The 14216-nt window shown below is 60.3% G+C and carries 15 protein-coding genes; 8 read left to right on the forward strand and 7 right to left on the reverse strand.

What is annotated here, in order from left to right:
- The first annotated feature begins 1 nt into the window (after window position 1).
- The 5 genes from BRAD3257_RS08585 (at window position 2) to acpS (ending at window position 6409) form a co-directional block, all read left to right on the forward strand.
- Entirely contained in the window at window positions 2–1027 is a 1026-nt protein-coding gene (locus tag BRAD3257_RS08585; RefSeq protein WP_122401505.1) for a branched-chain amino acid ABC transporter permease, read from the forward strand.
- A 427-nt stretch (window positions 1028–1454) separates the two neighbouring features.
- A complete protein-coding gene (locus BRAD3257_RS08590; protein WP_197711532.1) occupies window positions 1455–2741 on the forward strand; it encodes a cytochrome P450 in 1287 nt (428 codons plus the stop codon).
- Window positions 2742–3180: 439 nt separating this feature from the next.
- Window positions 3181–3375 carry a hypothetical protein gene (locus BRAD3257_RS40820; RefSeq protein WP_122401506.1) on the forward strand — a complete coding sequence of 65 codons (195 nt, stop codon included), beginning with the start codon at window positions 3181–3183 and terminating at the stop codon, window positions 3373–3375.
- A 431-nt stretch (window positions 3376–3806) separates the two neighbouring features.
- Window positions 3807–5894 carry a methyl-accepting chemotaxis protein gene (locus BRAD3257_RS08600; protein ID WP_122401507.1) on the forward strand — a complete coding sequence of 696 codons (2088 nt, stop codon included), beginning with the start codon at window positions 3807–3809 and terminating at the stop codon, window positions 5892–5894.
- Between the two features lie 74 nt (window positions 5895–5968).
- A complete protein-coding gene (acpS, locus tag BRAD3257_RS08605) occupies window positions 5969–6409 on the forward strand; it encodes a holo-ACP synthase (protein WP_122401508.1) in 441 nt (146 codons plus the stop codon).
- Between the two features lie 22 nt (window positions 6410–6431).
- Here acpS and BRAD3257_RS08610 read toward each other — a convergent pair whose 3' ends face one another.
- Window positions 6432–6875 (reverse strand): acyl-CoA thioesterase, encoded by a 444-nt coding sequence (locus BRAD3257_RS08610; RefSeq protein ID WP_160118781.1) that lies wholly within the window; start codon window positions 6873–6875, stop codon window positions 6432–6434.
- 83 nt (window positions 6876–6958) lie between these two features.
- Here BRAD3257_RS08610 and BRAD3257_RS08615 point away from each other — a divergent pair, with 83 nt between their 5' ends.
- Both BRAD3257_RS08615 and BRAD3257_RS08620 read left to right on the forward strand, forming a co-directional pair.
- Complete coding sequence (locus BRAD3257_RS08615) at window positions 6959–8062, forward strand: NAD(P)/FAD-dependent oxidoreductase (RefSeq protein WP_122401510.1); 1104 nt, start codon at window positions 6959–6961, stop codon at window positions 8060–8062.
- Window positions 8059–9648 carry a GMC family oxidoreductase gene (locus BRAD3257_RS08620; protein WP_122401511.1) on the forward strand — a complete coding sequence of 530 codons (1590 nt, stop codon included), beginning with the start codon at window positions 8059–8061 and terminating at the stop codon, window positions 9646–9648. The genes BRAD3257_RS08615 and BRAD3257_RS08620 overlap by 4 nt, the downstream gene beginning before the upstream one ends.
- A gap of 57 nt (window positions 9649–9705) precedes the next feature.
- On the opposite strand, the gene BRAD3257_RS08625 is transcribed toward BRAD3257_RS08620, so the two are convergent.
- The 6 genes from BRAD3257_RS08625 to BRAD3257_RS08655 form a co-directional block, all read right to left on the reverse strand.
- Complete coding sequence (locus BRAD3257_RS08625) at window positions 9706–10734, reverse strand: LacI family DNA-binding transcriptional regulator (RefSeq protein ID WP_122401512.1); 1029 nt, start codon at window positions 10732–10734, stop codon at window positions 9706–9708.
- A 336-nt stretch (window positions 10735–11070) separates the two neighbouring features.
- Window positions 11071–11619, reverse strand: a complete 549-nt coding sequence (locus BRAD3257_RS08630) for a hypothetical protein (protein WP_145986983.1) — start codon at window positions 11617–11619, stop codon at window positions 11071–11073.
- A gap of 45 nt (window positions 11620–11664) precedes the next feature.
- Entirely contained in the window at window positions 11665–11913 is a 249-nt protein-coding gene (locus tag BRAD3257_RS08635; protein WP_122401514.1) for a hypothetical protein, read from the reverse strand.
- Between the two features lie 616 nt (window positions 11914–12529).
- Entirely contained in the window at window positions 12530–12655 is a 126-nt protein-coding gene (locus BRAD3257_RS41700; protein ID WP_283809943.1) for a hypothetical protein, read from the reverse strand.
- Between the two features lie 103 nt (window positions 12656–12758).
- A complete protein-coding gene (locus BRAD3257_RS08650; protein WP_122401515.1) occupies window positions 12759–13181 on the reverse strand; it encodes a hypothetical protein in 423 nt (140 codons plus the stop codon).
- 19 nt (window positions 13182–13200) lie between these two features.
- Window positions 13201–13401: a hypothetical protein gene (locus BRAD3257_RS08655; protein WP_122401516.1), complete on the reverse strand. Its 201-nt coding sequence runs from the start codon at window positions 13399–13401 to the stop codon at window positions 13201–13203.
- Window positions 13402–13860: 459 nt separating this feature from the next.
- Here BRAD3257_RS08655 and BRAD3257_RS08660 point away from each other — a divergent pair, with 459 nt between their 5' ends.
- Window positions 13861–14196: a hypothetical protein gene (locus BRAD3257_RS08660; protein ID WP_122401517.1), complete on the forward strand. Its 336-nt coding sequence runs from the start codon at window positions 13861–13863 to the stop codon at window positions 14194–14196.
- Window positions 14197–14216: the final 20 nt, after the last annotated feature.

A 14216-nucleotide genomic window follows, 5' to 3' on the forward strand; every position in this document is an offset into this window, starting at 1 on the left:
CATGAGCGCAGCAGAAGAAGTCGTCGCCGAAGGCCACGAGGCGGTCGAGGCGGTTCCGAAGCGGGCCATGACGCTGGGCACCGGCACCTCGCTGGTGGTGCTGGCGGCACTGCTGATCGTGCCGATGTTCGTCAAGAACTTCATCATCTTCCAGATGACGATGCTTCTGATCTATGGGCTGGCGGTGCTGGCACTCAACATCCTGACCGGCGGCTCGGGCCAGTTCTCGCTCGGCCAGAGCGCGTTCTACGCCGTCGGCGCCTATACGGCGGCGATTCTGATGGAGCATGCGGGCATGAACTATGCTCTCACGCTGCCGATCGCCGGCATCGTCTGCTTCGGCTTGGGCTTCCTGTTCGGTCAGCCGGCGCTGCGGCTTAGCGGCGTCTATCTGGCGCTCGCGACCTTTGCACTGGCCACCACAATGCCGCAGCTCCTCAAGCTCGGCTATTTCGAGCACTTGACCGGGGGCGTACAGGGCCTCGTCGTCACCAAACCGGACGCCCCGTTCGGCCTGCCGATGTCCCAGGACATGTGGCTCTACTACTTCACGCTTGCGGTCACGCTCGCGATCTACGTCGCCTCGGTGAACCTGCTGCGCTCGCGCTCGGGTCGCGCCTTCATGGCGATCCGCGACAACGAGATCGCGGCCTCGGCGATGGGCGTCGACGTCGCGCTGTACAAGACGCTGGCCTTCGGCATCTCGGCCGGGATCACCGGCGTTGCCGGCGGTCTCGGTGCCATCGCGGTGCAATTCGTGGCCCCCGACGGCTATTCCATCACGCTCGCGATCTCGCTGTTCCTCGGCATGGTCGTCGGCGGCGTCGGCTGGCTGCCCGGCTCGTTCGTCGGTGCGGCCTTCATCATCTTCGTTCCGAACATGGCCGAGGGGATCTCCAAGGGCCTCTCCGGCGCCGTGTTCGGCGCGCTGTTGTTCCTCGTCATCTACCTCGTGCCGCACGGCGCCAGGCAGGTCGCGATCATCGTCCAGCAACCCATGGACAAATTCAAAAAGAGGATCCCATGATCGACGATCCTCGCTATTGATGATGAATTCTTCGTCTGCGGCATAGTGGGCGCTCGGCGTGTGAGACGTCCAACTCTAAAGCAGCGACTCGTGTCGGCACTGTGGTACGGCGGCGATGCGCTGAGAGTCGCAGTTTTGCTCGGCCATCGTACCGTACGCTATCGGCAACGCTCGCTCCGTTCGAATTTAGACCTCTTGAAAGAACTACCGAAGCGGAACAGATCCCGTGAATTCATGCATATAATCGTCGATGATGCCGAACGAGTGTGTCTGAAAACTTAAGTAGGTGCCTTTTTAGCACTATTAATGATTGACTCTCGGTTTGGAGCTGGCAACATGCGTCCGGACGCCAAAAGTCTCGCAACGAGCTGCCACGGTCGCTTGGCCGCTCTTGACGCTGAAGCGCCTTTGAATAGGGAGGGTAACGATGAGCATCGCGATGAAAGTCCGGCCGGCCGACGCCGCTGCTGAGATCGCCGCCACACCGCTCGAACAATTGAATCCGGCGCGGAAGGATCGCTTCAGAAATGGCACTCACTGGCTAGTGTTCGAACGATTGCGCCGCGAAGACCCAGTCCACTTCACGCCGGTAAGCGAGTTTGGACCCTATTGGTCGATCACCAAGTGGAATGACATCCTGGCCGTCGATACGAACCACGAGGCGTTTTCCTCCGCGGAGGGCATCGTCCTCACTCCCCTCGCAGATATCGAAGAGCGCGAGAGGGTGATGGGCAAGCGTCCCAAGGGCGACATCGGCTTTATTACCATGGACGAACCCGAGCACGCTCCGGCGCGGAAGGCCGTGACGCCCGCCATGGCGCCCGCCAACCTGCAGACGATGGTAGGCCAGGTGCGCGAGCGAGCGGGCCAGATTCTCGACTCCCTGCCGATCGGCAGCGAGTTCGACTGGGTCGACCTGGTGTCCAAGGAACTGACCGCCATGACCTTGGCCACCCTATTCGACTTTCCGTTCGAGCAGCGCCGCAAACTAACCCACTGGTCCGACATTCTGACAAGCCCGCCGGGTTACGGGCCGGTGAAAAGCTGGGAGCAGAAGGGCCGGGAAACGTTTGAGTGTTTTGGCGCTTTCCAAGAGCTCTGGAACCAGCGCCGCAATGGCGAGCCGCGCAACGACATGATCTCGATGTTGGCCCACAATCCCGCCACCCGAGGCATGTCCGTCGAATCCTATCAGGGTAATGTCGTCCTGCTCATTATCGGTGGGAACGACACGACACGAAACACGATTTCCGCCAGCGTCCTCCAGCTCAACAAGTGCCCGGAGCAATACGCCAAGCTGCGCGCAAACCCGGGTCTCGTCCTGTCGATGGTGTCCGAAACGATCCGCTGGCAGGCGCCGCTGGCACACATGGCGCGGACAGCAACGCGAGATGTTGAAGTCGGTGGCAAGACCATAAGGAAGGGCGACCGGCTCGCCATGTGGTACATCTCGGGCAATCGCGACGAAGAGATCATCGATCGGGCGAATGAATTCATCATCGATCGGGAACGGCCCCATCAACATATGTCCTTCGGTTTCGGCATTCACCGTTGCGTCGGAAATCGTGTTGCCGAAATGCAGCTCACGATTATCTGGGAAGAAATTCTCAAACGATTCCCCGAGATAAAAGTCGTCGCCGAACCGGAGAGGAATTTCTCATCCTTCGTGCATGGCATCGAACGCCTTCCGGTCATCATTCCTTATCGAATCTGAGCCGAACCTTGGCGCGTCACCGCTGCGGCAGCCGCGCGGTTGACGACCGGTGTCGGCTTATCGGGAACAAGATGATACTGGGTAAGATCATGGGTATCGCGATCCGCGCAACTGCCCCCGGTTTGCTCGACGAGTTCGACAGGGCGGCTCGTCTCCCCGGATACAAGCGGATGGCTAGAAAGGTGCTGGCGGGTTGGAGGTCCGTGGAGCAAGGCTCGCGACTACTACGGGCAGATTCGAACGCCGGTTACGCTCATTTACGGGGATGGCGATTGGTCTCTTCCGAGCGACCGTGAACGAACGCGGTCCCTGATTCCGCATCTTGTGACGCTTCGGAAGCCTGGCCATTCGCATCCGTTGAGAGCCCCTCGGAGCTGGCTCGAGTGATAACCGGAAACGCCGTCGCCTACTTCTGTCTTGATCCAACGTGGAGCGGAATATGGTCGAAATTATTCAGTTCGCTTCGAAGTCCGAAAGAGAGCGCGATCGGCTAATTCGAGAGGCGGGTGCGATCTACGACAGTATCTTTCCCCCGAACGATCCGGTTGAAGCGAGGTCTGTCGTGCCTCCGGCGCGAACCGACGAACCGCACGTACGGGTCCTTCCAGTGTCCTATCTCGGGCCGAGAAGATGAAACTTGCGCGTTCAACGGGCGACAATGCCGCCTATCGCGGCGATTTGACTGGTTAGGCTCGAACAAGACCTGCTCGACGATGGCATTCGTCTTTCCGCATATCTCTGGCGTTCGGATTACCGGTCCACACGCGATCCCTTCTCTTCGGGAACATCACAACGATAATTTCGACGCTTCATATGCAAAGCGGCGACCGTCCTGGGTATGGTGCGTGCTGGATGGATATAGTGCGGCTGCATCGGGCCATTTTCGTTTCTGAGCCATCCGACCGAGGCCTTGGCGTAAACCGCGCGACCTAGACACGGCGTATCGTGTGGGGTCGTGAGCCGCGATGCGCTACCGCTGCTTCAACGCATTCGTCTGAGAGAAATTTAGTTCTTTTTTAGAACTTTGTATGTTTCTTGAGCCTGGGAAACCCGGGGAGCTGGCCTATGTCGAAGCACGTCACGTTGACGACTGTACTGATGACCATAATTTGCGTCGTGTCCGCGGTCGTCGCCGGCGTCCTTTCGTTCGACGTGTACGACTCCTACGGGAAATTACGGACTGCCGAGCAGCTGTCGGCGATAGCGAGAGCGTCTTCGGGCACATTCCGAAGCATGCACAGCTTCCGCACCGTTCGCGCGATAACGGGTCGTTATCTCGAGAATAAGCAGGTTCTGGAGCCTGCTCTGGAGGGCGGTCTTAGTCAGGCGCGTTCGCGGCTTTCTCAGGCCCTGACCGAACTGCCTCGAGACGTGGAGGCCGTCGGCGCACAGCAGACCTCGGCGATCGTGACGCGTGCAGAGATAGAAGCCGTCCTTCAGTTGGATGACGCAGCCTTCCGGGCGATCAAATTGCCCTCCTCGGAGCGAGCGCCAGAGCTCGGAAAGCAATACGCGGAAGCGACGGGTCGCTTGCTTGGGCGCCTCGATAGCCTTTCCAGCGAGCTTGCGTCGCAGGCGAGATTCAGGGATCCGATCGTCGATCAATTGATGACATTGAAGCAACTAGTATGGTTTCTCCGCATTGTAGGCGGTGAAGCGACGATATTGGTCTCGCAGAGCGTGGAGGGCGTCGCACCTGGCGGTGACCAGAGAGAGACCTATGCGCGCTTGAAAGGCAGAATCGAAGCGGCATGGTCGTCGATCGAAAGCGTGGTGGCGGGGACTGCAGTGGCCCCGGCGGTCAGCGACGCTCTAGCCGCGACGAAGTCGAGCTACTTCGACAAGGATTATCTCGCGCTGCGCGACCGGCTCTTTGAGGCGCCTGCGAAGGGAGAGAAGCTCGAGATGAGCGTCGCCCAGTGGGTGAACTTCGGCGTCGGGAGGTTGTCTACGGCGGTAGATCTTGCCGAGCGGGCACTCGAGGCCGCCCAAGGACGCGCCAACGAGCGGAGCGCGGCCGCCCACAGCAACCTGCTTCTGCAATCGATCCTCTTGGTCGCAGCGACTTTGCTGGCGGGGGCATGCATCGCGGGAGTGCGAGGATTCGTAATTCTGCCGCTCCGGAAGATACGGGACGCTACGATCGAACTTGCCAACGGTAACATCGCGGCGGAGACCCCTTTTCCCGGCCGTAAGGACGAAATCGGCCAATTGGCGGAAGCGTTGCAGACATTCAAGGAGAATGCGGTAGAGAAGGCGCGTATCGAACAAGAGCAGCGACACCTCGGCGAAGTTACGCTCGAACGACAACGGGAGATGGAGCGTCAAATTCTGGAGTTCGAGCGCCAGATGGCAGGTAGTTTCGCGTCCCTGGCATCAGCGTCGGACCAGATGCGTGACACTTCCGACAGCATGTCCTCGATTTCCAAAGAGGCGAATGCGCAGGTAAAATCGACCGAACAAGCGTCCAACCTGGCCTCTATCAACGTTCAAAGCGTGGCGTCCGCCTCCGAGGAACTGAGTGCGACTATCGCCTCGATCACCCAGCGGACAGCGCAGGCCGCGGAGATTGCGGCTCGAGCGGTCGAACAAGCGAACGAGACGGACGCCACGGTTCGGGGGCTGGCCGAGAGCGCAGGAAGGATCGGACAGGTGGTGGAATTGATCACGACGATCGCTGGCCAAACGAACCTGCTCGCATTGAACGCGACCATCGAGGCCGCTCGGGCCGGAGAGTCGGGAAGAGGGTTCGCCGTGGTTGCCTCCGAGGTGAAATCGCTCGCCAATCAGACGGCCAAAGCTACCGACGAGATATCCGGGCAGATTCTTGCGGTGCAAAACGTGGCGAACGAAGCCGTTCAGGCCATCAAGGGAATCGAGGAAACCATCCGGCAGGTCAGCGACGTGGCGTCCTCGATTGCGGCGGCGGTCGAGGAGCAAGGGACTGCTACGCGCGACATCAGCGCCAACACGCAGCTCGCAGCTACGGAAACCCAGAAGGTACTGCAGAACATCGCTCGCGTGAGCGCGACCGCGGATGCGACGGGTACGGCCGCGCAACACGTTACCGCTGCCGGAAAAGTCCTTGATTCGGAAACGCAAGAGATCCGATCGCAGATCAATACTTTTCTGGACAGCATCCGGGCCGCGTAGACTGTTGTTATGCGTGATATGCACCCTAATGGTTTTCGTGGTGGGGACATCGTCATTGGCAACGGATCGCAGACATGATTATCGGCATCGGCTCGGACCTAATCGACATCACGCGGGTCGCCAAGGTCATAGAGCGGCACGGTGACCGCTTTCTCGACCGCATATTTACCGACGTCGAGCGCTCCCGAGCCGGCCGTCGGGCCAAGAACGAGAAGATGGTCGTGGCAACCTATGCCAAGCGCTTCGCCGCCAAGGAAGCCTGCTCGAAGGCGCTCGGCACCGGCATCTTCCAGGGTGTCTGGTGGCGAGATATGGGTGTTGTGAATATGCCGGGCGGACGTCCGACCATGCAGCTGACGGGAGGCGCACTAGCCCGGCTTGAAAAGCTGACCCCGCCTGGCTTCGAGGCCCGGATCGACCTTTCCATCACCGACGACTGGCCGCTTGCGCAGGCCTTCGTGGTCATCTCGGCGGTCGCCCCGCAGCAACATGCGAGTCGCTCCATCTCCTCCTGAGTAGCGCGCAAGGCATCGAGCGCTAAAGCCGAACCAGATCCCTCATCGCGGATCTTTGCCCTTCGGTAAGCGATACTTTCGCTCGCGTGTCGGCATCAACGTAGACATGCGTGAATTTGCAAACTGCCGATGCCCTGTCGGCGGCCTCGCCGAATATCGCCAGCTCGTAGGTGATCGAACTATTTCCCAATCGTCCCAATCGTATGCCGATATCGACAGTTTCCGGAAACCCAACGGGAGCCAGGAATTCGCATTCGCTGGATATGCAAAGTCCGATCGATGTCTGACCGGGAGCGCGTAGAATTCCGCGCTCGATCGCCAGAAGAGTAAGGGCCGTATCAAACCAGCTATAATAGGTCGCGTTGTTGACGTGCCCATAGGCATCACAGTCGGCCCAACGGCTCGAGATTTTCGTCCACCAAAGAAAGTCTTTGCGGCGTTCGTCCCGCGCCAAACGCTCAGACATCGCAGAAGCCTCCACTTGCGCCTTCCCGTCCACCTTCCTATACATGGAACTTGAAGCGCTTCAAGTCGAGAAAAAACGACGATATGCCGGATCGAGTCGACGCAGTCGTGGTGGGAGCGGGCGTGGTGGGAATCGCCATTGCTCGCGAACTAGCCATGGCCGGCCGGGAGGTCATCCTGCTGGACGGCGAAAGTCATTTCGGTAGTTGGACGAGCAGCCGCAACAGCGAAGTCGTGCACGCGGGACTCTACTACGCGATTGGATCGAACAAGGCCGATTTGTGCGTCAAAGGCAAGCATCTGCTTTACGAGTATTGCAGGGCGAGAAACGTACCGCATCGTCAGTCCGGAAAACTGGTCTTTGCGACCACTCAGACGCAGATTGCCGTGCTTGATGAGCTAAAGAGCAAAGGCGAGGCTGCCGGGGTGGACGACTTGCGTCTGCTGAGCCCAGGGAGCGTGCAGGCACTCGAGCCGGCGCTGACATGCGCGGCCGCTCTTCATTCGCCCTCGACCGGAATAGTCGATTCGCATGCGCTGATGCTTTCCATGCTGGGAGAGGCGGAAGAAAGGGGAGCAGTTTTCGCGCGCAACACGCTTGTCGAGCGCGTCGCCGAGAGAGGCGACGGTTGGGATATCTGGATCCGAGGTGAGGACGATGCGGTCGTATCGGCCCGGGTCCTCGTCAATGCCGCTGGGCTCGGCGCTCAGAAGGTCGCATCCGTAATCGAGGGCTTCGATGCGAAATATGTGCCTCCGTTGCGATTGGCGCGCGGAGTCTATTTCGCCTACGATGGACGAGTGCCCTTTTCCCGCCCGATCTACCCGGTGCCTGAGGCGGGCGGACTAGGCCTCCACCTTACCCTCGATATGGCAGGGCAAGCTCGCTTCGGGCCCGACGTCGAATGGATCGACGAGATCGACTACGACGTCGATGCCACCCGAAAACCAAGGTTTTTGGCTGCGGCACGCGCAATTTGGCCGAATATCGATCCCGGGCGGCTACACCCAGCCTACGCCGGCATCAGACCAAAGATCTCCGGCCGCGGCGAGCCGGCGGGAGATTTCGTCATCTCTTCGGAGAGCGAACACCGTCGTCGCGGCTTGGTGAATCTGTTCGGGATCGAATCCCCGGGCCTCACAGCTTCGATGGCTATTGCTCGGTCGGTGCTGGAAAAGCTGTCATGAGCGAAATGGAAACTTTCGACTACATCGTCGTAGGGGCAGGGAGCGCGGGTTGCGTGCTCGCAAACCGTCTCAGCGCCGACCCGAAGAACCGTGTTCTTCTACTCGAGGCCGGACCAGAAGATAGGAATCTATGGATCCACGTGCCTCTCGGCTACGGTAAACTTTTCAAGCATCCTGGCCTCAATTGGCTGTACGAAACGGCGCCCGAACCGCAGATGCATGCGCGTCGCATCGCTCAGCCGCGTGGGCGTGTGCTAGGCGGATCCTCCTCGATCAACGGCTTGCTCTACGTCCGAGGTCAGCGCGAGGACTTCGACGCTTGGCGAGCGGCCGGCCACGTGGGCTGGGGGTACGACGATCTGTTGCCGTATTTCATTCGGGCCGAGGATCAGCAGAGAGGCGCTTCCAAATACCACGGCGTCGGCGGACCGCTGAGCGTGTCCGATCCAACGGAACCGCATCCTTTGTGCGACGCGTTCATCGCCGCAGCGAAGGAGGACGGACATCCGGTCAATCCAGATTTCAACGGCGAGAGGCAGGAAGGTGCCGGTTATTACCAGGCGACGGCCCGCAGAGGACGGCGCGCGAGCAGCGCGGTCGCATATCTGAGGCCCATCCGAAGCCGCAAGAATCTCAAGGTCGTAACCGGAGCTCTTGCTCGAAGGATCATCTTCCGGGAGAGGAAGGCTGTCGGTGTTGAATGGATGCAAGATGGGCGCGTAGCGAGCGCATCTACGCGGCGTGAAGTCGTGCTCAGCGCAGGAGCCATCAATACGCCGCAACTTCTCCAGCTCTCCGGAGTCGGCGACGCCGGTCGGTTGAGCAGCTTCGGCATTGAGATCGTCCATCATCTCCCGGACGTCGGCGAGCATTTCCAGGATCATTTGCAGGCGCGGGTCGTCTATCGGGCATCCAAGCCCGTAACATTGAACGATGACCTCAAATCCCCGCTTCGAACTCTGCGGTTGGGGCTGAAATACCTGATGCAGAGAAAAGGAGGGCTGACCGTTTCCGCCGGATACGCGGGAGGGTTTTTCCGCACGGAACTAGCAAGTGACCGAAGACCGGACATCCAGGTGCATTTCATCACATTCAGTACTGATGCGATGGGGACACGGCTGCACGATTTCTCCGGCTTTACGGCCTCGGCCTGTCAATTGCGGCCGGAAAGTCGCGGATATGTGCGCATCACTTCTCCGGATCCATCGGTCGCTCCTGAGATCTTCGCCAATTATCTGGGAACGCGGGGGGACCGAGAAGCGGTCGTCAGCGGATTGGGCCTGATCCGATCGATCATGCGCCAGTCGGCGATGGCTCCATTCGTCGCCGCGGAGGAGATGCCGGGGGCATCGAACACGTCGGCCGAGCAACTGCTCGAGTACACGCGCAGGACCGGCGGTTCTTTGTACCATGCGAGCTGCACCGCCGCGTTGGGACTCGTCGTCGACGACCAGTTGCGGGTCAAGGGCGTCGATGCCCTGCGGGTCGTCGACGCCTCGATCATGCCGTCCGTCATTTCGGGCAATACAAACGCAGGTGTGATCGCGATCGCGGAGAAGGGCTCCGACCTAATTCTCAAAGGTTGACGGCAGCACGTCCGGGCAAGAAGTAGATTTCGTTCACGCAATCTCGCGGTTGCCGACTCAAACCGGCGCTCTGCCCGTGCTCTGGCGAACGATCAATTCCGTAGGCAGCGACAGCGACTTCGGAATGCCTTCGCCCTGCAACATGCCTATGATCGCATTGCCCGTCGTGACCGCCAGTTCTGCGATGGGGGCACGAATAGTCGTTAGAGCGGGGGAGAGGAGGGCCGCCATCTCGATATCGTCGAATCCAGTGATCGAGAGCTGGTCTGGAAGAGCCACTCCCCCGGCACGCGCCGCATGCAGGGCACCGGCCGCCTGAAGGTCGGTTCCGCAGATCAGCGCCGTGATCTTGTTTCGCACCGGATCTATCTGGTCATATCCGATTTGACCACCCGCGATCGTCAGGGGCACTGTCGCGACTTTCACTAAATCCATTTTGTGAGCGGCTGCCGCTTTCTGAACGCCACGAAGGCGCCACTGCGCGCGCTCATTGTTCCAGGTCTCGCCGCCGATCATCGCGATCCGTTTGTGACCAAGGTCTGCGAGGTGGTCGACCACCTTGATCATGGCAGCCTGGTTGTTGAATCCGAGCGCACCCTGTCTCGGCGCCTTGTCGCTTGACCAGCAATGTATGTGCGGCATCCCGATCTTCTTCAGAAGCGATGTCGTGCGGTCGTCGTGGTCGGTCCCGATCATGATGAGCGCGTCGACGCTGCGGCTGACCAGCCGTTCGATGAGTCGGATCTCGCTTTCCCTGTCGTATTCGTGCGCCAGGGCAAGCAAATGCAGGCCCTGCCTGGCGAGCGTCTTCTGAAGCTCGTGGACGAAGGTCGCGTACACTGGATTGTTTATGGTCGGAAGCACGACGCCCACCATCCGCGTCGACCGGCTGGCGAGCGCGCGAGCCGCGCCACTTGGGATGTAACCCAACGTTTCCACCGCGCGCCGAACGGCGCGAAGAGTCGCTGGACGGACAGCGTCCGGCGCCGACAAGGCTTTCGAAGCGGCGCCCAACGAGACGCCAGCTACGCTTGCGACGTCCGATAGGCGTGGCCTCGACGCCAAATTGCCCTTGCTTTTCTTCATGGTCCGGATGCGGCGATCAGTCGAATCCTGCCTAGCGCGTAACCGTTCAGGAGGCAATGAGTAGCCTAAAGCGTCGTCGATGCGGAAAGCCGCATAGCGCGGACCGGCTTGTCTCCATGCATGTGGAGGCGAGGGCGCAACTCGGCGCTTCAGGGCCGAGAGTAGTCACCGGGCCTTCCCAACTCCCCTCGAGCTTCGTCGAAGGAAACGAGGGCGCTGGCGCCGCAACTATCGATGTCGTGGGTAGGGGCACCTCGGGAGTAGATCGCCGCCCCGATCCCCATTTCCGCCGACGAGAAGGCGTGTCTCGCTTTTCGAGCCATGCCGTGGTCCACCTCACTCGGGAGACGACGCCGCGTCGTCGGCGGTCCGGGTCACTACCGGCCAGTACCAGCCGTCCGGACCCATGATTCTCATGGCGTCGCGGATCCCCTCTAGCTCAGACGCCGAAAAGCGGTCGAGCAATTCGAGAGCAGGCATTCCGCAGGGAAGGAGCGTGCCGGCGAGCTCGACGAGAAACCACTCCCCTTTGGATTCGGTCCCTTTGGGGCTTTGCCCGCTGGCGCCGCGCTCGATGAGATGCTTCCAACGCTGGGCGGCACGTACCTTCGCGGACGTGCGCTCCTCCTCGAGCTGGCTCAGGAAAACGGAGCCGCGCCCCAGCGCGAGCGCCCGCTCCCCTGCCTCGATCAGATCGATGTTCTTGCGCGCGACGAAGATGCCGCCCTCGAACACCTGCGTGACGGACGAGCAGGCGCGCCACACGTCGCCGTCCAGCCGCAGCAGAACGCCGCGCTCTTCGTCGGCTGCCACATAGAACACGTTTGGGCCGATCCAGGTCGCCGGCATGATGGAGTGAACTTTATAATCCGGAACGAAAGTCATTCGTGCACCATCCGAAGAGCTTGGTGATAAGCGTTATGAACGAGATCAACCGTACACGCTCGGCCCGTCCCACTTCGGGTCTCGGAATGTCGGATTGTAGTTTCGCACGATCCGGCGCTGCCGCATGTCCAAGCGTTCCCAGGCATCCTTCTTGGCGCGGTAAGGATCTGGAAGTTCGTCGTAACGGCCTAGCGCCAGGCACACGGCAACGATCTCCGAGGTCGAGCCGCAGGCGGTCTCCATCGTGACGCTTCCGTCGAGCAGACTCGTGATCAGATTCTCTTCGACGCTCATTCGCACTCTCCCACTGTTGTTGACGGTGGGAGTAATTTGGATGCCGTATCCCGCGACGTCAAACGGGGCCAAGCGTTCACGACCGAGCTTTCAAGGACTCGTTCGATCAACGGCGGCGTAACAGGTTGCATTCAATCGGAAAAAATATTTTGACGAATGATGGTAAACGAACGCGTTCCAAACCTTTTTGGAATGATGGGACGACGTTGCTGCGACGATCCTGACAAGTTTCTTTGTCTACTACGAGCCGGTGGTTCTCCGATCCTCGCACCACGATCGTTCGCCTCATGACCGGGCGGCAGCTTCAGCGTCGGCCAGGCTACGACATTCGAAGAGGTCGCGAGCCTGTACGAAGCATTACGTCGCCGTCGAGATCATGCCCATCCATGGCGTCTCGACCTGGACTGGCACTGGCGCCAAGCGGCGCTCGAGTTCGGCTGCATGATGAGCCTCAAATTCAGACGCGCATCGCTGGCTCGGCCAAATGCACTGAGGTGTCGAGATGGCGCGCAACCGGACCGGGTCCTGAACTCGATGTCTTCGTCGGAGATGACCCGATATCAGAAGCGGCGGTCGCTCACCTGGCCGCCTAATGGCACCGGCGCGCGATCTCGCACTAGAGAGTGATCGCGATGTCGGCCGATCGCGCCATCACTTCAGCGAGCCGCCACGGGATCAGATCGTGCTGGTGGAAGGCCATGGCGCCGAAGGCGATGCGCATGCCGGCGTCTTTGTGCGGCACGGCTACCTTACCCGTCGCCAGCTCCGAGTTCCCAATTTCGCGCCTTGCCGCCGCCGTAGGACCGGCGCACGGGTGCTTTTTTCCTTTGCGTCCCGGTCGATCCTCAGGAAGCATTCGCCCTCGCTCGTCCGCGAGCCTCACGACGACGTTCGTGGCGTTCGCGTCGCCGCTTCGCACGGTCAGCGGAATGGCGCAGCGGAGGCACCGGGTCCGACGGGCGCATCAGCTCAGTAGCCTCATCGATCGGAGCCGTCGAGATCGGTTCGGCCACGGTCGGGCGGGCTTCCATGGAATCTAGCACGTCCCGTCCCTTGGCCGTGATCATCCACCCCCCGCTTATGCGCTCGACCAGTCCCTGCGAAAAGATGTCGAGGCCTGGTACCCGCGCCGCGAGGCGCTTGGTCCGATCCGCCCAATCGCGTCCGCTGGTTGCCAGGATGGCCATGTCGCGCTTGAGGTCCTCCATGACGGCAAAACCATCTGGATAACTCACCAAAATCTTGAGGACCGTAACCTGGAAATTCACGCCCCCGCCTCCAGATCGATCAGCGCCACATCGTGGGTGCGCGGGACAAGGCTTCACGGCCGACCTGCCTCAGGCCATCTGGCGAAAGCTCGCCTCTGGTGGCGGCTTCCAGCATCTTCGCTGCAACATGAGTACGTGTTCCGATTTCGCGGTGCGAGACGCTTTCGCAGACTTCGTCGAGGGCGGCGCGCAAAAGCGCGGTGGTTGCCGTGTCGAACATGAGTTGCCCCCCAGGAGGGAAAATCCCATTCTAGCTTGTTTTCTCGCTGGGGCAATTCAGACATGTTAAGCTTTGGGGAGAATGCGCTTCTTAGGCAAGGAGTGCCGCCGTACCTAGGCGGCCTGCCTGCGCTCCACGTTGAAGGACGGCGCCAAAGCAAGCCTACAGGCGAGCTTTACGTTACTCGTTCTCCGGCACGTGAGAACGTTCAGCACTGGCGAAAGTCCTACAACCGCTAGGAGAGGGTGAAGACAATCAGCAGCGAAAGTGGCGCTCAAAGCAAGTTTGCGGCGCAAAATACTCGAGGGAGAGACTTTTGCTTAGCGCCTAGCGTCCTTGAATTCTGGAAGTCATTGGTGGGAACCAGATGGCATGCTAAGGTCGGTGCTCAAAAACCCCGCAGGAAGTGAACGTCGAGGCTTGTTTGCATTGTCGATCACGGTCGCCGCATAAGATGGATTGCCGGTTTCGGTTTCGTGGGCCGTAGACGCGTTCCTCTGGATTGCGCAAGAGTTTCCCTTCAACGAGAAGCTTGCCGATGGCAATCACCTCTCTATCGTTCTAACAACCGATCAGGGTGATGCTCCGATGAGACAGAGTGATGAGGCAGGGCGCCATTGGGGTTCTGCCGAGCCTTTCCATCAGGATATTCTGGACGCGGTCGATTCAGCGATCTACGTAACCATCACCGGTGGCGCTCGGACGGCGGTGGATTCAGCTCCGGCGCGGTGGGCGCTGAAGTTTGCCATGAAATCGTTGAGCGAGTGCGCTGATGGACTAACTGGCGGCCGTTAGGCGGGCCAGCGCACAAGCGA

Origin of the sequence: Bradyrhizobium vignae (genome assembly GCF_900324035.1) — a bacterium.
Classification (GTDB): Bacteria; Pseudomonadota; Alphaproteobacteria; order Rhizobiales; family Xanthobacteraceae; genus Bradyrhizobium; species Bradyrhizobium vignae.